Consider the following 22,778-nt stretch of genomic DNA (forward strand, 5'->3'; position numbering starts at 1 on the left):
GGAGACCCCGTGAGTCGACTCTGGCCAGGATTCTCCCCCACCGACTTCCCGGTCGCGGTGTACGACGGCGAGAACACCTGGCTGTACCGCCACCCGAGTCCGCCGGAGGAGTTCCGCCGGCACCCGCGGGCAGACGACGCCCTCGTCTTCGCCGGTCGGCACCCGGCGGTGGTCGCCAGTTCGGCGACCGAACTCGGCGGAGTGCTCACGCCGACTGTCCTCCGGGGCGGGCGCAACGATCTGGACGTACGGGCGGAGATCGCGCACGAGACCTTCCACGTCTTCTGCCGGCGGCGTCATCCGGACTGGTTCGTGGACGAGTCGGCCGCCCTCACCTACCCGGTCGAGGACGCGGACGTGCTCGCGCTGCGCCGCCTGGAGGCGGAGGCCCTCCGCCGCGCCGTGGTCGCCGCATCCGGATCCGACTCCGGCGCCGCGAACACAACCGACACCACCGGCGCCTCGGCCGGCTGGGCGGCGACGGCCCTCACCCTGCGCCGGGAGCGCCGGCAGATCCTCGCGGAGGCGGCCGCGCAGTACGAACGTGATCTGGAGCGCTGCGAGGGCCTGGCGTACTACGTGGAGGGCAGGGCGGCCGGCAGCCCACGATGCCTGCGGGCGTTGGCCGAGCCGGTACGTCCGGACGACGTCCGACGCGCCGCCTACGCGACCGGTGAGGCGATCGCGCTGCTCCTCGACCGGTTCACGCCGGGCTGGCAAGCAAGGCTGGAGGCCGACGCCACGTCGTACGTCGACGACCTGCTCCACAACGCGGTCGCGAACGCCGGGCCGACGGAGTTCACCGCCGACCACCGCTCGATGGTCGTCGGCCGGGCGAAGGGCGCGATCGCGGCGCTGCGGGAGGAACGTCGTTCTCGCCGTCACGCGTTCCTTGCCCGCGACGACAAGGTGGTGCTCACCGCAACCGGACGCAAGCCCTTGCGGGTAACAGGATTCGACCCGATGAACCTGCACAATCTCGGCTCCGGCGCCGTCCTGCACACCCATCACCTGAAGGTCGCCGGCGAGGACTTCGAGCTCGAGCTCTTCGACTGCCAGGCGCTCACCGAGGGCGCGGGTGACCATCCCCTGTTCGACGGCCTCCGACGGGTCACGTTCACCGGCGGCGGCACCGGCGGCGACGGCGGCGGCGCTACCGCTCCCTGACGTCCTCGCTGTTGGTCATCACCGGGCCGGTCCAGCGCAGGTCCGGCTGGTTGACCACGATCGCCTCCTGCGTCGTGCGGGCGATGACGACCAGGGCCTCCTGTTCGGGGTCCGGGTTCTCCTCCCGGTGCGGGACGTACGGCGGCACGTAGATGTACTCCCCCGGCCCGGTCACGATCCGGACCTCCTGCGGCTCGGGCCCTTCCAGGTCGAGGAAGACGAACTCCGGCCGCCCGCTCACCACGAAGATCGCCGTCTCGGAACGGCCGTGGTGGTGGTTCTCCGAGGCGGTCGACGGCGCGACGTGCGTCTGTCCCATCCACAGCTGACGGGACCCGACCGACCTGCCGCTGATCGCCTCCACCCGCCGCATCCCCGCACTCTGCGCGGTCGCCTCGGACAGCCCGGCCGGCGCGACGTGGTGCAGCATCCGGTGGAAAGGGTCGTCCGGGATGTGCGAATCGAGTGGGCGGCTCATGCACGTACCTCCTGCTCTGCAACGAAGTCCGGGACGTCCACCCGCTCGCCGTTCCGCAGCGCCGACTCGTGCCCGCAGATGCCGGGCGCGGTCCAGTCAGCGGCGGTGAGAGCGTCGACCACCGGCGCGCGGGACTCCACGATGCTGGTCACGAACTCGTGCACGAGGTGCGGGTGCGAACCTCCGTGCGCGCTGCCCAGTCGCACTGCCCGCGCACCGTCACTCGGGTCGTAGGTCGTGGGCCGGACGAACGGCGCCAGCTCCGGCGGCAACAGGTCCGGGCGGTCCGGCGGGTGCACCGTCGTCGCGGAGGCACTGCGGCCGCGGGCTCCGGTTCCGTCAGCACCACCGAGCGGCTCCAACCTGAACACCTGCAGCCCGTCCTCCTCGTTCAGCTGCGGCCATTCCACCCCCGCCTCGTGCCCGTACACCGAGAAGCCCTCGTAGTACGTACGCCCGGTCTGGAAGAACGACACCGTGACCTCGGCGGCCAGATCTCCCTTGTCCAGTTGGAAGAGCGCCGTCTCCACCGGGAACGGGTTGTCGAAGTCGCCGCGGCGGTCCGGGGTCAGCCGGCCCGACCCCAGCCCGACGGCGGTGCGCACCCGGGCGCCGGCCAGCGCCAGCAGGGGCGACAGGGCGTGGGTGGAGTACGTCATCGGCGGGTAGCCGTACCAGTAGCGCGGGAAGCCGTCGAGGTTCTGGATGTGCGCGCCGCGCAGGAACGTCAACGCACCAAGGTCACCGCGCTCGTACAGGTCGCGGACGTGGAAGAAGTCCCGTCCGAAGACCATCGTCTCCATCATCATGTACGTACGCCGCGACGAACGCTGCGCGGCCAGCACCCGGCGAATCCCGTCCAGCGTCGTCGCCATCGGCACCGCCGACGCGCAGTGCCGGCCGCTCTCGAGCACCGCGACGCTCTGGTCGACGTGGAAGCGAACCGGACTGGCGACGTGCACCGCGTCGAAGCCGTCGGAGGCCAGCAACGCTTCCAGGCTGTCGAACCGGTCGCGTACGCCATACCGATCGGCGACCGTGTGCAAGGTGTCCTTGTCGATGTCGCAGAGGGCCACCCGGCCCACGTCCGGATGGCTGCGGTACAACGGCAGGAACTCCCCGCCGAACCTCCCACCCACCACCGCCACGTCGATCGTCATCGGCTTCTCCCCTCCGTGCTGTCGACAGCGTGCTCCGGGACGCGCAGGACCAGGAACGGCGTCTCGCACCGCAGTTCGAAACCGAGCGCGGTGTAGAGCCGGACGGCCGAGGCGTTGCCGGCCGCCGAGTGCAGGAACGCCGTCTGCCCGTCGGCCCGGATGTTCGCGGCCACGGCGCGTACCAGCCGGTCGGCCAGTCCCTGGCCGCGGTGTGCGCCGTCGGTGCACACCGCGCTGATCTCGGTCCACCCGGGCAGATGCATGCGGGTGCCGGCCATGGCCACCAGCCGACCGCCGCGACGGATTCCGAGGTAGCCGCCGAAGTCGATGGTGCGCTTCCGGAACGGTCCCGGCTGGGTCCTCTCCACCAGGTCGAGGATCTCCGCCAGGTCGTCGGCGCCGAGCGGCTCGGCCTCCTCGTCCACGCGGAGGTCGACCCGCGACGCGACGAACTGGACGCCTTCGAGTCGCAGCACCACGTCCCAGCCGTCCGGCGGAACGACGTGCCCACCCGACAGGGTGACGGCCGACCCGGCGCCGGCCAGGCGGGCCAGGTCGGCCCAGTCGGCCGCCGTCGGCTCGCCGGGCAGCGCGGCGAACGGCGAGACGTCGGGCTGGTACCGAACGGCTCGCCCGAGGGACTCGGCCAGGTGCGCGTGCGGACCGGTCAGCGCCGCATACACCGGGTTGTCCAGTGGGAGCGGCGTCTGCTCCAGGCCCGTCATCGACGCGCCGCGCTCATCGGGAACCTCCAGGTGGGTGTTCGCCCAAACGTCGAGCCAGCCTAACCACGAGCCCGGACACGGCCGTACGGGAGGGCGACAGCGCCGGCAGTCCTCACGGGTCGGCTGAGAGAAGTTGAGAGAACCTGAGAGAAGTTGAGAGAAGACGGCCCGGCCCACCGTCCACGACTCGGGACAGCGCGGTTTAACAACAATTCCCAGCGGGATAGTAGGGATTATGACCACGATCACAGACCGCACCACCGGCCGGCCCACCGCGACCGAGGACGGTTACCAACGCATCGACGTACGCCCGACCTCCGGGACCATCGGCGCCGTGATCGGCGGAGTGCGCCTCGGCGGCGACGTCGACCAGGCCACCGTGGCAGAGATCCGGCGGGCCCTCCTGGCGCACAGGGTGGTGTTCTTTCACGACCAGGACCACCTGGACGACGCCGGGCAGCGGGCGTTCGCGCACCTGCTCGGCACACCGACGAAACCGCACCCCACCGTGTCCGGGGACGGCGATGCCGTCCTGCCGATCGACTCCGACTACAGCAAGGCGAACAGCTGGCACACCGACGTGACGTTCGTCGACCGGGTCCCCGCGATCAGCCTGCTGCGCGCGCTGGTCCTCCCGCCCTACGGCGGGTCGACGGTCTGGGCCAACACCGTCCGGGCGTACGACACCCTTCACCCCGCGCTGCAGGCCCTCGCGGGCGAACTGTGGGGCGTCCACTCCAACCTCTACGACTACGCGGCAGAGCGGGACGAGCGACGGCTGGGTGGGATCGACGTCAAGCGACAGGAGTACCGCACCGAGTTCGGGCAGCAGGAGTTCGAGACCGAGCATCCGGTCGTGCGCATCCATCCCGAGACCGGCGAGCGGTCACTGCTGCTCGGCCACTTCGTGCGCCGGTTCGTCGGCCTGAGCACGCGGGACTCCCGCGAGTTGTTCGAACTCCTGCAGCGGCACGTCACCCGGCTGGACAACACCGTCCGGTGGAACTGGCGGCCCGGCGACCTCGTGATCTGGGACAACCGCGCGACCCAGCACTACGCCGTGGACGACTACGACGACCATCCCCGGCTGTTGCACCGGGTCACACTGGCCGGTGACATCCCGGTGAGCGCGGACGGTGTGCGCAGCGTCGTACGCAAGGGCGACGCGTCGCACTACTCCGAGGTGCCGGCCTGAGGGGCTTCGGAGATCGAGTACGTGCCGCCGGGAAGGGCTGCTCTGGCATGGTCAGGTGAACAACGCCTGGCCGACGTACTCACCGCGGCGCACTCCCGGCGGCACGGCGAACAGCGCCGAACCGCGGTGCTGGAGGTACTCCATCAGCCCGTCCCGCGCGGCCAGCCTGGTCTGCATCGGGATGTAGTGCGTGTCCGGATCTCGGACGTACGCGACGAAGAACAGGCCAGCGTCGAGCCGGCCGAGCGCGTCGTTGCCGTCGGTGAAGTTGTAGCCGCGCCGTAGCATCCGTACGCCGTCGTTCTGGCTGGGATGCGCAAGCCGCACGTGGGAGTCGGCTGCCAACAGCGGCTTGCCGTCGGATCCCTTCACCGTGAAGTCGGGCGGGTTGAACTCCTTCCCACCCGACAGCGGTGCACCCTCGGACCGGTCGCGGCCGACGAGATTCTCCTGCTCCCGCAGGGATGTACGGTCCCACGTCTCGATGTTCATGTTGATCCGGCGGGCCACGAGGTAGGAGCCGCCGGCGAGCCAGCGCGCTCTCGGGTCGTCGTCCGCGCCCACCCACACGTGGTCGTCGACCAGCCGGGTCTCCTCCGCCTTGAGGTTGGCGGTGCCGTCCTTGAAGCCGAACAGGTTACGCGGCGTCTGCTGGGTCCTCGACGTCGACGACGTACGACCGAAGCCGAGCTGGGACCAGCGCAGCGCGGCGGTGCCGAAGGCGAGCCTGGACAGGTTCCGGATCGCGTGGACGGCGACCTGCGGGTCGTCCGCGCACGCCTGCACACACAGGTCCCCGTCGCTGCGGGCAGGGTCGAGGTTGTCCTTGGGAAAGTGCGGCAGGGGGCGCAGCGCCCGGGGCCGACGGCCGTCGATCCCGAACCGGTCCTTACCCTCGGCGTCCCGGAAGAGGGACGGCCCGAAGCCGAAGGTCAGGGTCAGCCGCGAGGGCGGCAGGCCGAGCGCCTCACCGGTGTCGGGCGGGGGCGCCTCGTACGCGCCCGGCGTACCGCCACCCACCGTGTGACCCTGGGTCAGCTGCACAGCCGCGGCGGTCCACTCCCGCAGCAGCGCGACGAGCTCGGCGCGAGTGGTCGCTGTGACGTCGAACGCCGCGAAGTGCAGCCGGTCCTGCGCGGGCGTGACGATGCCGGCCTGGTGCGCGCCGTGGAACGGATAGCGGTCGACCGTGCTCGGGTCCGGCGACTGCGTGCGCTCCGCGGCATCCGGCTCGGCGGCGTGGGCGACCCCCAGTCCGCCGGCGAACCCTGCCGCACCGACGGCAGCACCGGCCCCGGCCAGGCCGAACAGCCGGCGTCGGCTCACGCCGTTCCGCACGGACTTCTGCGCGGCCTCCTGCGCGGCCTCCCGGGCAGACCCCTGGGCAGACCCCTGGGCGGACTTCTGCGCGGCGTGGTCGGTCATCTCGTCACACCAGGATCGTCGCGGTGAGGCGGGACAGCGGCTCCGCCAGCGCGTTCACCGAGTCCGACAGCTGCTTGACCTGAGCCTGGGACAGGTCGGTGTAGGAGACGAACCCGTCGCCGCGGCGGTACTCCCCGAGCTGCTTCCGCAGGACGGTGAAGCGCTGCTCGATGACCTTGCCGAGGGCGGGATCCTTCTTGTCCACCACCGGGCGCAGTGCGTCGAAGGCCTCCCTGGCACCGTCGACGTTGGCCTGGAAGTCGTACAGGTCGGTGTGCGACCAGATCTCCTCCTCGCCGGTGACCTTGCCGGTAGCCACCTCGTCCAGCAGTTCCTTGGCGCCGTTGGCCAGCTGGTCCGGCTGGTACTCGAGCGTCGCGACCCGCTTGCGCAGGTCTCGGGTGTCGGCAAGGAGCTGGTCGGCGTACTTCGTGCGTTCGGCGTCGGTGAGCCGCTGCGCGCCCGGCGCGTCGGCCGGCCACCACAGGTCCTTCTCCAGCAGGTGCCAGCCGGTCCAGGTCTGCCCCTGCGCCAGATCGGCCTCGCGCAGGTCCATCTTCGGGTCGAGGTCTCCGAAGGACTCCGCGACCGGCTCGATGCGCTCCCAGTGCACGCGCACCGGTGCGTAGAGCTCGCGGGCCCGGTCGTACTGTCCCGCCTTGTAGGCGGCGACGAACTGCTTCGTACCGCTGAGCAGCTTGTCCACCTCGCTCGTGACGTACGACCGGTAGCGCGCGGCCGCCTGGTCGAGCAGCCGCTGGTCGGCGCCGGCGACGGCTCTGCCCGAGCCAGTCACGGTGAACTTCGCCCGGATGCCGTCGCCGGACATGCCGGGCTTGCAGGCCGTGGTGTAGGTGCCGGGCTGGGCGCGTACGACGAGCTGGCGGGTGAGGCCCGGGCCGATGTTCTCGACCTCGCCCGCGATGGTCTTCCCGTCCGCGCGGTAGAGGTAGAACTCGGTGACCTTGCTGCCGTCGTTCGTCACGTCGAACACCAGCGTCCCCGACGCCGCCCTGGTGGTGGACACAGAGCACGTGTCGTCGGTGGAGGACACGGCGATCCCGCCCTTGGCACGTCCGCCGTCGCCCCGGTCCGCGGACGTACGCGGCTCGTTGGACGTGCAGCCGGCCGACGCGAGCAGGATGGTCGTGGCGGCAAGCGCGCAGAGAACGGCGGGAGCTGCCGGGTGCTTCGGAACACACATGGGACGAGTGGTCCTTCGGGTCTGGAACGGGGCCGGAGCAGGCCTGGAGCGGGACTGGAGCGGGCTGGGTCTGGAGGCGGTCAGCCGGCGCTCGACGCCGGCGACGCGGACACGGGCGGGGCGGCGGCTGTGGAGGGGCGGTTGTTCTGCCGGATCTGGCGGAGGAACAAGAACATCACCGGAACCACGTAGGCGACCCACACGGTCGCTTCCAGCCAGGTGGTGGCGGGTGAGAAGTTCAGCGTTCCCTTGAGCAGCGTGCCCAGCCACGAGGACGGGGAGATCGTGCCGCTGACGTCGAAGGCCAGGTTGTTCAGTCCGGGCAGGATCCGGGCCTCCTGCAGGTCGTGCACGCCGTAGGCGACCACTCCCGCGGCGACCACGATCAGGAACGCGCCGGTCCAGGTGAAGAACTTGGAGAGGTTCAGCCGGAGCACTCCGCGGTAGATGAGGTAGCCCAGGGTCACCGCGGTGAGGATCCCGAGCGCCGCACCGGCCAGTGGGGCCACCGTGGAGGAGCTGCCCTGCGCGGTCCTGGTGGCCGCCTGGGTGGCCGCCCACAGGAACAACGCGGTCTCCAGCCCCTCCCGGCCGACCGCGAGCATGGCGACGACGACCAGGCTCGCCCGGCCACCGTCGGCGGCACGGTCGATCTGGCCCCGGAGCTCCGACGACAGCCCCCGGGCCGAGCGCGCCATCCAGAACACCATCCAGGTCACGAACCCGACGGCCACGATGGACAGCGAACCGCCGATCGCCTCCTGCGCCTCGAAGCTCAGGCCGCGGGGGCCGAAGGTGAGCAGCGCGCCGAACGCCAGCGAGACACCGACCGCGACTGCCACCCCCGCCCAGATCCGCGGGATGAGGCGGCGGCGATCGGACCTCACCAGGTAGGCGACCAGGATGACCACGACCAGGGATGCCTCGAGTCCCTCTCGCAGTCCGATCAGGTAGTTCGCCAGCATTCGTCCACTCCGACCCGACAGGTACGTTTCGTAGGTAAGCCTTCCCAAGCAAAGGCTACCCTAACTAATCCAGCGGCAGTACTTGCCTCCATTCCGTCGGCACCTTGGGACCTTCGGCCCTGTCCTGGCGAGCAGATGGTCAGGTGGTGTGGAGGTCGCACCGTGATGACATTCCCGTGCCGGGCGCCGTACGGCTCCCACGGTCGAGGAAACGCACCCCAAGACCCCCGGAGATCGCGTTGACCACTCGCACAACAGGCTCTCGGCGCAACGCCGGCCGCTCGAATACCCCGAAAGGCAGCGACGGCGGCTGTACCGGGGACTCGCAGGATGTCGCCCTCGAACGCCTGCTGGCGGCGATGGAGGACCTGCGGGACGGCAACTTCCGGCGCCGCGTCACCGTCGGCGGCGACGACGACGAGGTGACCGCCAAGCTCGCCGCGGTCTTCAACGAGATCGCCGAGCGCAACCAGGGCCTGGTGGGCGAGCTGATGCGGGTACGCGAGGCCGCGGGCCGGGAGGGGCAGTTCACCGAACGACTGCGCCTGAACGACATGCCGGGTGGCTGGTCGATCGCCGGGGACCTGGTGAACGACACGATCGAGGACCTGCTGCAGCCGACGGCGGAACTCAGCCGGGTGCTCGGTGCGGTGGCCGACGGTGATCTGAGCCAGCGGGTCTCCTTCCACGCCACCAGGGCGCCGGCCGGCGGCGAACTGGACTCGCTCAGCAAGACGGTCAACGGCCTGCTGGACCAGTTGTCTATGTTCGCTTCCGAGGTCACCCGGGTGGCCACGGAGATCGGCATGGAGGGACGGCTGGGCGGCCAGGCGCAGGTGCCCGGTGCCACCGGCACCTGGAAGGACCTGACCGACTCGCTGAACTCCATGATCGCCAACGTCACCGCGCAGGTCCGCGACGTCTCCCAGGTGGCGAAGGCGGTGGCCCGCGGCGACCTCAGCCAGAAGATCTCGGTGGACGTGTCCGGCGAGGTGCTGGAGCTGAAGTTCACGTTCAACACGATGGTCGACCAGCTGTCCTCGTTCGCCGACGAGGTGACCCGCGTGGCGCGCGAGGTCGGCAGTGAGGGACGACTGGGCGGGCAGGCGCAGGTGCCCGGAGTCGCGGGCACGTGGCGCGACCTCACCGACTCGGTGAACTTCATGGCGGAGAACCTCACCGGCCAGGTCCGCAACATCGCCCAGGTCGCCACCGCCGTCGCCCGCGGCGACCTCAGCCAGAAGATCGACGTCGACGCACGCGGGGAGATCTCCGCCCTGAAGAACACCATCAACACGATGGTCGACCAGCTCTCGTCGTTCGCCGACGAAGTAACGCGGGTCGCACGCGAGGTCGGCACCGACGGGCGCCTCGGCGGGCAGGCGCAGGTACCAGGAGTCGCCGGAACCTGGCGCGACCTCACCGACTCGGTGAACTTCATGGCGGAGAACCTCACCGGCCAGGTCCGCAACATCGCCCAGGTCGCCACCGCCGTCGCCCGCGGCGACCTCAGCCAGAGAATCGACGTCGACGCACGCGGGGAGATCTCCGCCCTGAAGAACACCATCAACACGATGGTCGACCAGCTCTCGTCGTTCGCCGACGAAGTAACGCGGGTCGCACGCGAGGTCGGCAGTGACGGACGACTGGGCGGGCAGGCGCAGGTACCAGGAGTCGCCGGAACCTGGCGCGACCTCACCGACTCGGTGAACTTCATGGCGGAGAACCTCACCGCCCAGGTGCGCGGGATCGCGCAGGTGACGACGGCGGTCGCCCGCGGCGACCTCAGCCAGAAGATCGACGTCGACGCGCGCGGGGAGATCCTGGCGCTGAAGAACACCATCAACACGATGGTCGACCAGCTGTCCTCCTTCGCCGACGAGGTGACCCGCGTCGCCCGCGAGGTCGGCACCGACGGACGACTCGGCGGCCAGGCGCAGGTGCCCGGCGTGGCGGGCACGTGGAAGGACCTCACCGACAACGTCAACATCATGGCGGAGAACCTCACCGCCCAGGTCCGCAGCATCGCCCAGGTGACGACCGCGGTCGCCCGCGGCGACCTCAGCCAGAAGATCGACGTCGACGCACGAGGCGAGATCTCCGCCCTGAAGAACACCATCAACACGATGGTCGACCAGCTCTCGTCCTTCGCCGACGAGGTGACCCGCGTCGCACGCGAGGTCGGCACCGACGGACGACTCGGCGGCCAGGCACGGGTCCGCGGCGTGGCGGGCACGTGGAAGGACCTCACCGACAACGTCAACATCATGGCGGAGAACCTCACCGCCCAGGTCCGCAGCATCGCCACCGTGGCGACGGCGGTCGCCGGTGGCGACCTGAGCAAGAAGATCACCGTCGAGGCCAAGGGCGAGGTCGCCGCGCTGGCCGAGACCATCAACGGGATGGTCGACACGCTGCGTGCGTTCGCCGACGAGGTGACGCGGGTGGCGCGCGAGGTCGGCACCGAGGGAACCCTGGGCGGTCAGGCGCGGGTGCCCAACGTCGCCGGCACGTGGAAGGACCTCACCGACAACACGAACTTCATGGCGAACAACCTGACCAGCCAGGTGCGCAACATCGCCCAGGTCACGACCGCGGTCGCCCGCGGCGACCTGAGCAAGAAGATCGACGTCGACGCGCGTGGGGAGATCCTGGAGCTGAAGAACACCATCAACACGATGGTCGACCAGCTGTCCGCGTTCGCCTCGGAGGTCACCCGCGTCGCCCGCGAGGTCGGTACGGAAGGAAAACTGGGCGGGCAGGCCGAGGTGGTCGGGGTGTCCGGCACCTGGCAGCGGCTCACCGAGAGCGTCAACCACCTGGCCGGGAACCTCACCTCCCAGGTCCGCGCGATCGCCGCCGTCGCCACCGCCGTCACCGAAGGCGACCTGACCCGGCAGATCACCGTGGACGCCTCCGGTGAGGTCGCCGAGCTCAAGGGCAACATCAACCAGATGATCGCCAACCTGCGCGAGACCACCACGTCCAACCTCGAACAGGACTGGCTGAAGACCAACCTGGCAAGGATTTCCGGACTGATGCAGGGATGCCATGACCTGAAGGCGCTGGCGTCGCTGATCATGAGTGAGCTCGCTCCGCTGGTCTCCGCGCAGTACGGCTCCTTCTACCTCGCCACCAGCGACCTCGACGCCGACGTGATCCTCGAACGCACCGCCGGGTACGGCTCGATCCCCACCGACCTGGTGGACGCGCCGCCCGCGAGGTTCTGCCTGGGCGAGTCACTGGTCGGGCAGGCCGCCGCGGACAAGCGGACGATCGTGATGGCCGGCGCGTCCAGCTACGTACGCATCTCCACCGGGCTGGGCACGGTCATGCCGTCCAACGTCATCCTCGTGCCGGTGCTGTTCGAGGGGCAGACGCTCGGCGTGATCGAGCTCGCCTCGGTGAAGGACTTCACGGCGGTGCACCGGGATCTGCTGGAGCAGTTGAAGGAAACCATCGGCGTCAACGTCAACACGATCGTGGCGAACTCGCGTACGGAGGCGTCGCTCGCGCAGTCCCAGCGGCTGGCACAGGAGTTGCAGGCCCGGTCCGAACAGCTCCAGCAGCAGCAGGAGGAGCTGCAGCGTTCCAACATCGAGCTCGCCGAGAAGGCAGCCCTGCTGGCCAGCCAGAACCGCGACATCGAGATCAAGAACATCGCCATCGAGCAGGCCAGCCAGGAGCTGGAGGAACGCGCCCGTCAACTCTCGCTTGCGTCGACGTACAAGTCGGAGTTCCTGGCGAACATGTCGCACGAGCTGCGTACGCCGTTGAACAGCGTGCTGATCCTGGCGAAGCTGCTCGCCAACGACCTGCAGGGCAACCTGACCGCGCAGCAGATCGAGTTCGCCCGGACGATCTACTCCGCGGGTACCGACCTGCTGCAGATGATCGACGACGTTCTCGACCTCGCCAAGGTGGAGGCCGGCCGGATGGAGGTGCTCGTCGTCCCGGTGACGGTGGAGGACCTCGTCGGCTACGTGGACTCGCTGTACCGGCCGATGGCCGCGGAGAAGGGACTGGACTTCTCTGTGTCGGTGTCCCCCATGGTCCCGTCCACCCTGCAGACCGACCGGCACCGGCTGCAGCAGATCCTGCGCAACCTGCTGTCCAACGCGGTGAAGTTCACCCACACCGGCGGCGTCCAACTGCACATCCGGCTGGTCGGCCAGACCGAGGTGAACAGCCCGTCACTGCAGGCGGCTCACTCCAGGGTCGCGTTCGTCGTCGAGGACACCGGGATCGGCGTCGCCGCGGACAAGCTCGCGCTCATCTTCGAGGCGTTCCAGCAGGCGGACGGCACGACGAGCCGGAAGTACGGCGGGACCGGGCTCGGCCTGTCCATCAGCCGCGAGCTGGCCCGCCTGCTGGGCGGCGAGCTTCAGGTCTTCAGCGAGGCGGGCCGAGGCAGTACGTTCACCCTCGTGCTGCCCATCGGGGAGCAGATCACGCTGTCGGGCCAGACCACACCCGGGTCGCAGGCGATGCGAGGCATGCCGACGTCCGGTGCCGCGATCCCGGCGACCAGAGCGCCGGGACGTGCGATCCCCGGCATGAAGGTCCCCGAGACAAGGACGCCCGAGTCGTCGGAGCCCACGACGTCCGATGCGGAGGGCTTCCGGCCGAACGTGTCCGAGGCGGGGGTCACCGAGCCGGAGGGCGCGCAGCCGGAGGGCGCCGGCACGCAGCCGTCGGACACCCGGCTTCCCGACCACGGCTCGATTCCCGGCGTGAAGACGCCCGGGATGAGGATTCCCGGCCCCACGACGCCCGGGTCGGGCGATCCCACGCCGATGCCTCCCGGCAACGTCGTACCGGGCAGCGTCGTGCCCGGTGAGGCGGCCGACACCGCACGGCCGGACGCCGAGCAGCACGAGGAGACGCCGTCCGAAACGCCGGACGGGCAGGTTCGCGACGTGAGTGCCCACAAGGGTGCCGGTGAGCACCTGCGGCCCTCTGCCTCAGCCCAGGCCGCCTACGCCGGAAACGCGCCGCGGCCGGGTTCGGCGGAGGAGGCACGCTGGCGGCGCTTCCGGACGTTCGAAGGGGAACGCATCCTCGTGGTCGACGACGACCCGCGCTACATCTACGCGCTGGCGACCGCCCTGGAACAGCACGGGCTGCACCCAGTCTGCGCGGAGAACGGCATGGAGGCGGTCCGCACGCTGGAACAGGACACCGACGTCGACCTGGTGCTGATGGACGTGATGATGCCCGGCCTGGACGGCAACGCGACGATGACGACGATCAGGAAGATGCCGAAGTACCACGAGTTGCCGATGCTCGCGGTCACCGCCAAGGCGATGAAGGGCGACCGGGAGCAGAGTCTCTCCGCAGGCGCCACCGACTATGTCACCAAGCCGGTGGACATCGACCAACTGCTCCACCTGATCGCGACGTACCTGCCGTCCGATCCGACCAGGGTGCCCCAGCAGAACCATCCGGACCGGTCGTAGGCACGGACGAGTCGTAGGCACGAACGCCTCATAGGTACGAACGACGCGGGGCCCGCTCAGTGCCCCGGGACGAGGATGGACGGAGCGGGCTGAGCGACCGCGGCGACGGCGTCGGCCACGACGAGATCCACCAGCGCCGTGCACGCCGGGTCGGCGCACTCGCAGTCGAAGGTTCGTACGACCGTCGACGTGTCGACCGGTACCTCGGACCTGGTCAGCGGGCCTGCGTGCTGCGTGACGAGCGCGTCGTTGCCGTACCGCACGAGGGCACGGCGTTCGTCCACGCCGGTGGCCGTGGGGCCGTTGGCAAGAGCCGACGCGAAGATCCGCTCCACCTCGGCGAGGGTCTCCTCCTCGGTCAGGCTGTCGACGACGAGCGTGGTGACGGGCGAGTCGGCGAGGGTCGTGGTCAGCCGGTCCCAGGTCTGCAGGTAGTACGCCGGTACGCCCTCCGGATGCCGCCGGCTAAGCCGATCGTGTTGAACCTCCCGCGACGGCATCAGCCACACGGCCCGGCCGGAAGTGCGGGTGCTGGTCACCATCGCCGGGGTGATCGGCCCACCTTCGGCCACCACCAGCGGGTACACGGGCAGCGCACGCAGGTCGTCGGCGATCATCGGCGCGCGGTCGTAGAGGTTGTGGCCCGGTCCGCGGTCCGGGACGGGCACGCCGGCGACGCGCGCCCGCTCGCGATGGATCCAGGTGCGGCTGTCGGAGTTGTACCAGCGAAGGCCGTGCCGCCGCGCCAGCCTCCGGGCGACCGTCGTCTTGCCCGCGCCGGCCGGACCACCGATCCAGAGCACGTTCGAAAGCTCCATACCCCCCATCATGTTCCGGGGATGCGGTGCGGGACGTCGCGGGTGGTGACCGGTCGCATCGTGGACGTGTCCGCCACCTCGTAGTAGGACGGACGTCGGGAGGCGACCGGTGCGGGTCCGCGTCACCGACGTGGATCCGCGGCAGTTGAGGCCGAGGAGCAGGTGAAGCCATGAGGATTCTTGTCACGGGGGCCGGCGGCGCCATCGGTGGAGCGGCCACCGCCTGGCTCGTCCGGACCGGGCACGAGGTGCGGGCGCTGGTGCGCGAGGACGACACACCGCCGGACACCGACGGCGTCGAGGTCGAACGCGGGGACGCCACGGACCCGACAGCGGTGTCGCGGGCAGTGACCGGTGTCGACGCGGTGGTGCACCTCGCGGCGACGCCGGCACCGCTCGGCCGGCCCGAAGACGTGTTCGTCAACAACTCCTGCGCGACCCTGGTCGTGCTGCAGTACGCCGCCGAAGCCGGCGTGGGCCGGGCGGTCATAGCCTCCAGCGTGTCCGCGCTGGGCCTGGCGTGGGCCCGCGAGGTGAACTCACCGGCGTACGTGCCGATCGACGAGGACCACCCGTTCTGGCCCGAGGAGTCCTACGGCCTGTCCAAACAGGTGGACGAGGCGACGGCGGCGATGATCCACCGGCGGTTCGGCATGCCGATCCTCGCCTACCGCTTCCCGTTCACCACCTCCGCGAAGGCGCTCGCCGAGCGTGCCGCGCAGGTACGCGCGGACCCGGCGGAGGCGGTGCGGGAGCTGTGGGCCTACCTCGACCTGCGGGACGCGGCCGAGGCGATCCGGCTCGGGGTCGAGAGCGGCGTGCCGGGGTTTCATCCGGTGTACGTGATGGCGCCGGACACCCTCGCCGACCGCCCGACCGCCGAGCTGATCGCCCGCTACCACCCGGGCAGTGAGGTACGCACGCCGCTCGTCGGGCGGCAGACGCCGTACGTCATCACCCGGGCCGAGGAGCTGCTCGGCTTCCACGCCCGCCATCTGGTCGGTGGGGATCGGTAGCAGGCGGTCAGTCCCTCACGGCGAATTGAGGCCGTGAACTGACCGTTGCTCCTCCTACGGTCGGACTCATGACGACAGCCACTTCCACTCCCCTGCCCGACGAGCACTCCGAGCTGCTGCGCGCGCTCGCCGAACAACGCGAACTGCTCCTGATCACGGTCCGCGGCGTGACCGACGCCCAGGCCCGGCAGCGCACGACGGTGAGTGAGCTCACCCTGGGCGGGATCGTCCGGCACCTCGCAACCGCCGAGCGGGTCTGGGCGCGGATCATGGTCACCGGTGACGGGGAGCTGCCGGACGGCATGCTCGACACCGGGCAGTACCGCATGGCCGAGCAGGATTCCCTTGCGTCGTTGCTGGAGTCGTACGCGACGGCTGCGGCGGGACTCCAGGATGCCGTCGGCACGATGCCCGACCTCGGCCGGACCGTGCTGCTCCCCACCACACCGTGGTCCCCGCCCGAGCCGATCCACTGGCCGGTACGCCGGGTCCTGCTGCACCTGATCAGGGAGACGGCCCAGCACGCCGGGCACGCGGACATCATCCGGGAGGCGCTGGACGGTGCCAGCACCACCGCCCGACGATGACGTCCGCGTCCACCTGCGACCAGGCTAGGTGTGGGCTGGGTGGGATCAGCGTGGGACCACGCCGTGGCGGTCGATGTGCGGACCGGCCACGGTGTCGGCGGAGGCGGCGGCCACGATCGCGTCGGTGCCCTCGGTGACGGTCTGGTGCCCCTGGTGCCCGTTGAGGTCGGTGGCGGTGTAGCCGGGGTCGACGGTGGTGACCCGAACGCCCGGCAGGTCCCTGGCGTACTGGTTGGCGATCATGTTCAGCGCCGCCTTCGAGGACTGGTAGACCATCCCCGGTACGACCGACTCGGTGCGCTCGGGATCGTTGACCAGGGCGATCGATCCCAGGCCGCTGGACACCATCACCAGCCGAGGGCGCGGCGAGGCGGTGAGCAACGGCAGGAAGGCGTGCGTCACCCGCACCGGGCCGAGCACGTTGACGCCGAACACCGGAAGGAAGTCCGCGGGCACGGTCTCCAGCGTCGTCGCGTGGTTTCCCGCCACTCCCGCGTTGTTGACCAGCACGTCCAGTCCGGTGCCCGACTCCGCGACGATGTCGTACGCCGTCAAGACGGACTTGTCATCGGTGACGTCAAGCACGACAGGGCGTACGTCGGCATCCGGCTGGACCATCCTGATCCTGGCCGCGGCATCGAGGCCGGCCTGTTCGTCGCGGGCGCCCATCCAGACGGTCCAGCCCAGCAGGGCAAGCCGGCGGGACGTCTCCAGGCCCAGGCCCTTGTTGGCGCCGGTGACCAGAACGGTGGTGCGGTCGTGGAGATCGGCGTGGTCGTGGTTGGGGATCACGCTGTGGTTGGGGATCACGCTGTGGTTGGGGATCACGCTGTGGTTGGGGTTCTCGCTGTGGTGGCGGTTCTCGGTCATGGCCCCACTCTGTGACGACCCGTGACAGGCTGCCAGGACCGGCCGATCGTGGGACCGCCGGTCCCACCCTCGCGACTGGCGCGGCCGGGCAGCCGTGGGCATGCTGGATGGGTGAAGGCGAACCGCGAGGAGCTGGCCCGGGTGATCAGGCGCGCCCGCGAGCGCGTCGGACCCGGCGAGGTGGGGCTGCCGGTGGGCCGCCACCGGCGCGTACGCGGTCTGCGGCGGGAGGAACTCGCCCAGCTCGCCGGGATCAGCGTCGACTACGTCGTCCGGCTCGAGCAGGGCCGTGGCCCCCAGCCCTCGGAGCAGGTGCTGTCCGCCCTGGCGCGGGCGCTCCGTCTGGACACCGACGAGCGTGACCACCTCTTCCACGTCGCCGGAGGTACGCCGCCGCGGCAGGGACTGATCGACCTGCACGTACGCCCCGGCGTCCTCCGGCTGATCGACCGCTTCACCGACCTCCCGGCGATGGTGCTCAGCGCGAAGAGCGACATCCTCGCCTGGAACGCGATGTCGTCCGCGCTGCTCGGCGACTGGTCCGCGCTGTCGCCGGAACGACGCAACCAGACCCGGCTCCGGTTCCTGCCCGACCCGAACGAACCCCCGCACAGCGCGATCGGCGGCTCGGCGGAGGAGCGTGCCCGTACCTCCGCCCAGGCGGTCGCGAACCTGCGGGCGGCGGCGGGCCGCTATCCCGACGATCCCGGACTGCGGCGGCTGCTCGCCGACCTTCGGCGTGGTTCGGCGGAGTTCCGCGAACTGTGGGCCGACGCCGACGCGGCCACCTGGCGCAGCCACACCAAGACGGTGGTTCATCCGTCGCTGGGCGAACTCACCCTCGAATGCGAGACCCTGCACATCCCCGAGTCCGACCAGCTGCTGGTCGTCTACTCCGCCGCACCGGGAACCTCCGAGGCCGACGCCCTGGCGTTGCTGCGCGTCGTCGGCACCCAGGACCTCGCTCCCGCCGCAGACACACGCTCAGCCAGGGCCGTCGGGATGAGCCGCGTCGAAAGCACGGGAGAGCTTCGCCGGCACGACCATGCGCCAGGCGTCGACGACTAGCTCGCGGGCCTCCGTCGGGTCGAGAGCCGCGAGATCGGCCTGGACCCAGTTGAACCGTAGTTCCGATGTCGCCGGCAGGTGGAACTTGTGTGGCTCACCTGCGACGAGCGCCGCTCGCTCCTCGATGGGGAACGCGAAGCCCATGACGCTCTCATCGATGGAGAACGCCACGTAGACGATCTGCTTGACCCGGAACTTCAACCTGCCGCGCACATGCACCTCGTAGGAGCGCTCCAGTGCCGTTCCGAGTGGCCGGACATCGCTGACCGTCGCCATGAGCGATCCCTCCCTCCTCGTTCCCGGGTGGGTCCGTGTAGACGGTAGACCGCGGCGGTGGCCCGAAGTCATCGGTTTCCGTTGCGCGGAGCGATGAGCCCGGCCGCGTCCCGCGGTCGGGCAGGGGAAGGTCCGGCACAATGCGTGCGGTGGGTGGCACGGCAGTGGCGCCCTGACCCGGTGCAACGGCCTGAAGTCCCTGACCACCGAACCACGCTGTCGTGACACCACAGGAGATGATCTTCAGATGCAGTACCTGGTTTCCGTGATCGACGACAAGAGCAATCCCGGTAGCACGGACAGGCAGCCCGCCATCAGCGCGTTCAACGAACGACTGATCGCCGAGGGCTACTGGGTTTTCGCGGGCGGACTCGCGGACACCGACGCGGCCACGGTCATCGACAACCGGGGCGAGCAGGCGGTGTTCAGCGACGGGCCCTTCGTGGAGTCGAAGGAGTACCTCGCCGGCGTCTGGGTGTGGGAGGCCCCCGATCTGGATGTGGCGCTCGAGCTCGCCACCGAGGCGTCGAAGGTCTGCGATCGCAAGATCGAGGTGCGGCCGTTCCTGTGAGCGCGCTCTCCCGGGTTCAGGCTCCCCGCGCGCGGGCGCGCCTGCGCGCCGGGCCGGTGCTGGCCCGCACCACCAGCTCGGGCGCGAGAGTCACCGGTCGCGGCCAGGCGCCGCCGTCCAGCCGGGTGGCGAGCTGTTCCCAGGCCAGTCCGCCCAGGCGAACCCGCTCGTTGCGCAGTGAGGTGAGCGGCGGGCGGGAGTACGCCGCGAGCGGGATGTCGTCGTAGGACACCACCGAGACTTCGGCGGGTACCTCGACGGCGTTGTCGTGCAGCCAGCTGAGCAGCCCGACCCCTACCAGGTCGTTGAACGTGATCACCGCGGTGGCCCGGGCTCGCCGCACCGCCGGCCCGGCGTCGTAGCCGTGGTCGCCGGACCAGCCGCCGCGTACTTCCTCCAGTGTCACGTCGAGCGAACGCGCCTGTCTGCGCAGCGTGCGCCGTCGCTCGCCGTAGGACCAGGAGGCCTCGGGTCCGCCGACGTAGGCGATCCGGCGATGCCCGAGGCCGGTGAGGTGTTCGACCAGCAGCCGGTTGCCCGTGCGGTAGTCGATCGAGACCACACCGGTCACACCGACAGTGCGCGGTCGGTGTGACCGTTCCGGCTGACACCGGCGTACGACACCTTCTCGCCACGCATCGGCGCGGACACCCGTGCGGGCCTGCTGGCCTGCTGGCACGAAGCGGTGGAGCGTTCCCGCCACCGGGCCGGCCGACCAGCCGATGCGGACCGGCGGGCGGCCCCGGCGGAGGAGGTCAGTTCGGGTTGATCCCCGGCGACCGGGGCCGGCTCACCGGTCGGTCCCGCCTCGCGCGGCGGCCAGGTGTGCGCGGGCCGCCAGCTCCAGATGCATCAGGTCGGAGGCGACGCTGGCGAAGGTGAATCCCTCGGCCAGCCGCTTCGCGGCCACCTCACCGTCGTGGGTGTGGATTCCGGCCGCCACACCTGCGGCCCGCGCGGCGTCGCCGACAGCCCGCAACGCCGACTCGAACTCACCGGAGACCGCGGGGTCACCCGGGAACGCTCCCCCGATCCCCAGGACGAGATCCGACGGCCCGACGTAGACACCGTCCAGGCCGGGCGTACGGCAGATCGCCTCGACGTTCTCCAGTCCCTCGCGGGTCTCGATCATCGCGAACACCAGGGTGCTCGCGTCCGCCTCCGACGGACGCGGACCGATCCGCAGACCCGACCGCATCGGTCCGTACGAACGCCTGCCCACCGGCGGATAGCGCGTGGCGCTCACAGCACCGGCCGCCTCGGCCGGTGTGTTCACCAACGGGACGATCACCCCGGCCGCGCCGGCGTCGAGCGCGCGCCCGATAGGCGTCAGGTGGTTGTCCTCCACCCGGACCATTCCGACCGCCTGCGCGCCGGCGTCGACGGCCATCAGCCCGTTGAGGATCCCGGAGTATCCGATCAGGCCGTGCTGTGCGTCGAGCACGACATAGTCGTAACCGAGCCGGCCGATGCGTTCGGTCGCCACCGGCGCGTCCATGGCCGACCAATAGCCGATCGCCCTTTCCCGCCTACGGATCCTGGCGGCGAACTCCGTCGCAAGACCACTCACCGAACCACTCCTCGCCCATGTAGTGGCCGACGGGACCCGCGATGTCGACCGATCGAACGTCTCGGTACGCCAATCCAACCAGGCTTGGCTTTCGGCTGTCACCCGATGTCCGTCTGCAGCAAGGCCGTTCCCGGCAGGTGGGTCACCGTGATGGTTTCGTCGTCGATTCGTGCAGGCTCCTCGAAGTTGATCGTACGAGCGGTACTACTTGGCCGACGTCGTCGCAAGCTCCGGTTGACGTCCAATCTTCTTGTGGGTAAGGGGTTTCCCGCGAGCAGTAGTGGATCTTGTTCGGTAAAATCGAACGCATGAGCGACGGCGGTGAGTGCTTCGGCGACCACCTGGGCGAACAGCCTGGGGGTCGTCGGGTGCTGCCTGCTGGGTTCGCTGATCTGCCGGGCGGGCCGGAGTTGGCGGCGGCGGTGGCTTCGGTCGACGTCCGTGAGTGCAACGGGTGGGAGCTGGAGGAGCTGATCAAGGCCCAGCGGCGGTTGATCTGCTGGTTGGATGCTGAGTGTCTGGCGGCGGTGAACGAGCTGACCTACGCGGAGCCCGGCATGCGTGATGAGCCGGCCGGGCGGACCGTCACGCCGGACCCGATGACCCCGGAGGTGTTGGAGCCGTTGCTGGGGTGGACCGGCTACCGGGCGCACCAGTACGTGTCTTTGGCCGGCACCCTGCCCCGGCTTCCGCGGGTACGTGAGGCACTCGCGACCGGCGGGCTGGAGCTCAACGAGGTCCGCACCATCGTCGACCGGATCACCGACGCCAAACCCGACCTGTGGGGTGGCATCGAGGACGCCATCTTCCCCAAGGTGCTCGACGTGCGCGGAGGGCTACTGCGGGCGAAGGTCGAGGCAGAGGTCCTCAAAGCCGACCCCGACGCAGCATTGAAGCGGCATCGGGCCGCGCGGACCGGGCGGAACGTGGCGATGTGGCCCGCCGTCGACGGAGTCGCCGACCTCGCCATCCGCGGACTGTCCGCCGACCAGGCCGCCGAAGCGTACGGCTACATCGACGCCATCGCCCGCGCGGTCAAGTCCACCGGCGACTCCCGCACCCTCAGCCAACTCCGCGCCGACGTCGCCGCCGCCCTGCTCACAGGCACCGCCCACATCACCGACTGCTCCGTCTCCACCGCCACCGCCAACCACAATGAGCAGGAGCTGACCGAGCAGGACGACCAGGACGAAAGCGAGCGAGCCGAAGGTGAGTCCGAGCGGGAACCGGACGAGCAGGCACGGGGTGAAACCGAGCAGGGTCAGGATCACGGCGAGCAGGGCCCCTGCGCCGTGCACCGGTACCCCGACCACGACCTGCACAGCGCAGACTGTGACTGCAGCGACTGCGCTCCCGCCGGGACCGGAAACACCACGCCCCACTACACCCCCTGCCACTGCTCCACCGCCCACGACACCGCCGCCCACGACGCTGCCGCCCACGCCGCAACCCCCAACAAAGGTCACCCTGCCGCGGGGCAGATCCCGCAGCAGAATCGGCGACCCGACGAGCCGACCGACCCACCACCCGACGAGCCGACCGACCCACCACCCGACGAGGTGACCGACCCACCACCGGGCGGGACAACACGGCCGCAACCTTCGCCGCCCTGTCTTCCTCGCAGCCGAGCTGGGGCGGGATACGAACGCGGGCGAAGATCCAGCTGAACATCCCGCTCACCACCCTGATGGGACTGTCCACCCAGCCCGGTGAACTCGGCGGGTTCGGGCCCGTCATCACCGAAGTCGCCGCAAGGCTGGTCGCGAACAACCTCACCAACCCCGAAGCCCGCTTCACCGTCGGAGTCACCCACCCGGTCACCGGACGCCTACTCCACCTGCATCCCATCCCGGCCAGGTTCCTGCGCGGACTACAGGCAGAACTCGTACACGCCCGCGACCAGCGCTGCGTATGGACCACCTGCCGCAGACCCGCAGCAACCTGCCACCTCGACCACAACACCGAACACGCCGACGGCGGGGAAACCGCCGTGGACAACATCGCACCCCTGTGCCCCCGGCACCACAAGGCCAAGACCGAGAGGGACTGGAAACTCCAACAGACCGGCCCCGGCGAACACGCCCTCACCGACCCCTACGGCCGGCACCACCGAAGCGGAGCACCCACCCTCACCGACCCTGCACCAGCCGGCGACGAGCCCGTGCCCACCGCGACAACGAAGCCGGCCGCAGATGACCTGCCACCGTTCTGAGGACCGGTCACC

General features: G+C 70.1%; 20 protein-coding genes. 9 read left to right on the plus strand and 11 right to left on the minus strand.

Annotated elements, in window-relative coordinates:
• Positions 1-9: 9 nt before the first annotated feature.
• On the plus strand, positions 10-1,167 hold the full coding sequence (locus F4554_RS16900; protein WP_179788350.1) for a hypothetical protein: 1,158 nt from the start codon (positions 10-12) through the stop codon (positions 1,165-1,167).
• Here F4554_RS16900 and F4554_RS16905 read toward each other — a convergent pair.
• Genes F4554_RS16905 through F4554_RS16915 form a run of 3 tightly spaced genes read right to left on the minus strand, consistent with a single transcriptional unit; the run spans position 1,154 to position 3,530 of the window.
• A complete protein-coding gene (locus F4554_RS16905) occupies positions 1,154-1,645 on the minus strand; it encodes a cupin domain-containing protein (protein ID WP_179788352.1) in 492 nt (163 codons plus the stop codon). The genes F4554_RS16900 and F4554_RS16905 overlap by 14 nt on opposite strands.
• Positions 1,642-2,805, minus strand: a complete 1,164-nt coding sequence (locus F4554_RS16910; protein WP_179788354.1) for a Gfo/Idh/MocA family protein — start codon at positions 2,803-2,805, stop codon at positions 1,642-1,644. The genes F4554_RS16905 and F4554_RS16910 overlap by 4 nt, the downstream gene beginning before the upstream one ends.
• Complete coding sequence (locus tag F4554_RS16915; RefSeq protein WP_179788356.1) at positions 2,802-3,530, minus strand: GNAT family N-acetyltransferase; 729 nt, start codon at positions 3,528-3,530, stop codon at positions 2,802-2,804. Before F4554_RS16915 ends, F4554_RS16910 begins: the two co-directional genes overlap by 4 nt.
• Before the next feature lie 235 nt (positions 3,531-3,765).
• Between F4554_RS16915 and F4554_RS16920 the strand changes: the two genes are divergently transcribed.
• Complete coding sequence (locus F4554_RS16920) at positions 3,766-4,725, plus strand: TauD/TfdA dioxygenase family protein (protein WP_179788358.1); 960 nt, start codon at positions 3,766-3,768, stop codon at positions 4,723-4,725.
• A gap of 51 nt (positions 4,726-4,776) precedes the next feature.
• On the opposite strand, the gene efeB is transcribed toward F4554_RS16920, so the two are convergent.
• The 3 genes from efeB to efeU all read right to left on the minus strand — a co-directional run bounded on the left by efeB (position 4,777) and on the right by efeU (position 8,319).
• Positions 4,777-6,150: an iron uptake transporter deferrochelatase/peroxidase subunit gene (efeB, locus tag F4554_RS16925; RefSeq protein ID WP_179788360.1), complete on the minus strand. Its 1,374-nt coding sequence runs from the start codon at positions 6,148-6,150 to the stop codon at positions 4,777-4,779.
• 4 nt (positions 6,151-6,154) lie between these two features.
• Entirely contained in the window at positions 6,155-7,354 is a 1,200-nt protein-coding gene (gene efeO / locus F4554_RS16930; protein ID WP_179788362.1) for an iron uptake system protein EfeO, read from the minus strand.
• Positions 7,355-7,434: 80 nt separating this feature from the next.
• The gene (efeU, locus tag F4554_RS16935) at positions 7,435-8,319 is read right to left on the minus strand and encodes an iron uptake transporter permease EfeU (RefSeq protein WP_179788363.1); all 885 of its coding nucleotides are present in this window, start codon (positions 8,317-8,319) and stop codon (positions 7,435-7,437) included.
• Between the two features lie 239 nt (positions 8,320-8,558).
• Here efeU and F4554_RS16940 point away from each other — a divergent pair, with 239 nt between their 5' ends.
• Positions 8,559-13,778 (plus strand): HAMP domain-containing protein, encoded by a 5,220-nt coding sequence (locus F4554_RS16940; RefSeq protein WP_202889320.1) that lies wholly within the window; start codon positions 8,559-8,561, stop codon positions 13,776-13,778.
• A gap of 56 nt (positions 13,779-13,834) precedes the next feature.
• On the opposite strand, the gene F4554_RS16945 is transcribed toward F4554_RS16940, so the two are convergent.
• Entirely contained in the window at positions 13,835-14,596 is a 762-nt protein-coding gene (locus F4554_RS16945) for a shikimate kinase (RefSeq protein ID WP_179788365.1), read from the minus strand.
• Positions 14,597-14,766: 170 nt separating this feature from the next.
• On the opposite strand from F4554_RS16945, the gene F4554_RS16950 reads away from it, so the two are divergent.
• Positions 14,767-15,612, plus strand: a complete 846-nt coding sequence (locus F4554_RS16950) for an NAD-dependent epimerase/dehydratase family protein (protein ID WP_179788367.1) — start codon at positions 14,767-14,769, stop codon at positions 15,610-15,612.
• A 68-nt stretch (positions 15,613-15,680) separates the two neighbouring features.
• Positions 15,681-16,199 carry a DinB family protein gene (locus F4554_RS16955; RefSeq protein WP_179788369.1) on the plus strand — a complete coding sequence of 173 codons (519 nt, stop codon included), beginning with the start codon at positions 15,681-15,683 and terminating at the stop codon, positions 16,197-16,199.
• 45 nt (positions 16,200-16,244) lie between these two features.
• Here the strand turns inward: F4554_RS16955 and F4554_RS16960 are convergent, their stop codons facing one another.
• Positions 16,245-17,069, minus strand: a complete 825-nt coding sequence (locus F4554_RS16960) for an SDR family NAD(P)-dependent oxidoreductase (protein WP_179788371.1) — start codon at positions 17,067-17,069, stop codon at positions 16,245-16,247.
• 111 nt (positions 17,070-17,180) lie between these two features.
• Between F4554_RS16960 and F4554_RS16965 the strand changes: the two genes are divergently transcribed.
• On the plus strand, positions 17,181-18,137 hold the full coding sequence (locus tag F4554_RS16965; RefSeq protein WP_179788373.1) for an MmyB family transcriptional regulator: 957 nt from the start codon (positions 17,181-17,183) through the stop codon (positions 18,135-18,137).
• Here F4554_RS16965 and F4554_RS16970 read toward each other — a convergent pair.
• Positions 18,054-18,413, minus strand: a complete 360-nt coding sequence (locus F4554_RS16970; RefSeq protein WP_179788381.1) for an MmcQ/YjbR family DNA-binding protein — start codon at positions 18,411-18,413, stop codon at positions 18,054-18,056. The two genes, F4554_RS16965 and F4554_RS16970, sit on opposite strands and share 84 nt — an antisense overlap.
• A gap of 247 nt (positions 18,414-18,660) precedes the next feature.
• On the opposite strand from F4554_RS16970, the gene F4554_RS16975 reads away from it, so the two are divergent.
• Positions 18,661-18,984 (plus strand): YciI family protein, encoded by a 324-nt coding sequence (locus tag F4554_RS16975; protein WP_179788383.1) that lies wholly within the window; start codon positions 18,661-18,663, stop codon positions 18,982-18,984.
• Between the two features lie 16 nt (positions 18,985-19,000).
• Here F4554_RS16975 and F4554_RS16980 read toward each other — a convergent pair whose 3' ends face one another.
• A complete protein-coding gene (locus tag F4554_RS16980) occupies positions 19,001-19,555 on the minus strand; it encodes a substrate-binding domain-containing protein (protein ID WP_179788385.1) in 555 nt (184 codons plus the stop codon).
• A 219-nt stretch (positions 19,556-19,774) separates the two neighbouring features.
• Entirely contained in the window at positions 19,775-20,554 is a 780-nt protein-coding gene (locus F4554_RS16985) for an HpcH/HpaI aldolase family protein (RefSeq protein WP_337796081.1), read from the minus strand.
• A 308-nt stretch (positions 20,555-20,862) separates the two neighbouring features.
• Between F4554_RS16985 and F4554_RS16990 the strand changes: the two genes are divergently transcribed.
• On the plus strand, positions 20,863-22,221 hold the full coding sequence (locus F4554_RS16990) for a 13E12 repeat family protein (protein ID WP_179788386.1): 1,359 nt from the start codon (positions 20,863-20,865) through the stop codon (positions 22,219-22,221).
• A 20-nt stretch (positions 22,222-22,241) separates the two neighbouring features.
• Positions 22,242-22,766, plus strand: coding sequence for an HNH endonuclease signature motif containing protein (locus tag F4554_RS16995; protein WP_179788388.1), 525 nt, complete (start codon positions 22,242-22,244; stop codon positions 22,764-22,766).
• Positions 22,767-22,778 lie beyond the last annotated feature (12 nt).

The organism is Actinopolymorpha rutila (assembly GCF_013407855.1).
Classification (GTDB): Bacteria; Actinomycetota; Actinomycetes; order Propionibacteriales; family Actinopolymorphaceae; genus Actinopolymorpha; species Actinopolymorpha rutila.

Bases quoted from the DNA above. Each gene is read 5' to 3' on its own strand.
- F4554_RS16905 (WP_179788352.1), bottom strand. From the start codon at position 1,645: ATGAGCCGCCCACTCGATTCGCACATCCCGGACGACCCTTTCCACCGG.
- F4554_RS16910 (WP_179788354.1), bottom strand. From the start codon at position 2,805: ATGACGATCGACGTGGCGGTGGTGGGTGGGAGGTTCGGCGGGGAGTTC.
- F4554_RS16915 (WP_179788356.1), bottom strand. From the start codon at position 3,530: ATGACGGGCCTGGAGCAGACGCCGCTCCCACTGGACAACCCGGTGTAT.
- F4554_RS16920 (WP_179788358.1), top strand. From the start codon at position 3,766: ATGACCACGATCACAGACCGCACCACCGGCCGGCCCACCGCGACCGAG.
- efeB (WP_179788360.1), bottom strand. From the start codon at position 6,150: ATGACCGACCACGCCGCGCAGAAGTCCGCCCAGGGGTCTGCCCAGGGG.
- efeO (WP_179788362.1), bottom strand. From the start codon at position 7,354: ATGTGTGTTCCGAAGCACCCGGCAGCTCCCGCCGTTCTCTGCGCGCTT.
- efeU (WP_179788363.1), bottom strand. From the start codon at position 8,319: ATGCTGGCGAACTACCTGATCGGACTGCGAGAGGGACTCGAGGCATCC.
- F4554_RS16945 (WP_179788365.1), bottom strand. From the start codon at position 14,596: ATGGAGCTTTCGAACGTGCTCTGGATCGGTGGTCCGGCCGGCGCGGGC.
- F4554_RS16950 (WP_179788367.1), top strand. From the start codon at position 14,767: ATGAGGATTCTTGTCACGGGGGCCGGCGGCGCCATCGGTGGAGCGGCC.
- F4554_RS16955 (WP_179788369.1), top strand. From the start codon at position 15,681: ATGACGACAGCCACTTCCACTCCCCTGCCCGACGAGCACTCCGAGCTG.
- F4554_RS16960 (WP_179788371.1), bottom strand. From the start codon at position 17,069: ATGACCGAGAACCGCCACCACAGCGAGAACCCCAACCACAGCGTGATC.
- F4554_RS16970 (WP_179788381.1), bottom strand. From the start codon at position 18,413: ATGGCGACGGTCAGCGATGTCCGGCCACTCGGAACGGCACTGGAGCGC.
- F4554_RS16975 (WP_179788383.1), top strand. From the start codon at position 18,661: ATGCAGTACCTGGTTTCCGTGATCGACGACAAGAGCAATCCCGGTAGC.
- F4554_RS16990 (WP_179788386.1), top strand. From the start codon at position 20,863: ATGAGCGACGGCGGTGAGTGCTTCGGCGACCACCTGGGCGAACAGCCT.
- F4554_RS16995 (WP_179788388.1), top strand. From the start codon at position 22,242: ATGGGACTGTCCACCCAGCCCGGTGAACTCGGCGGGTTCGGGCCCGTC.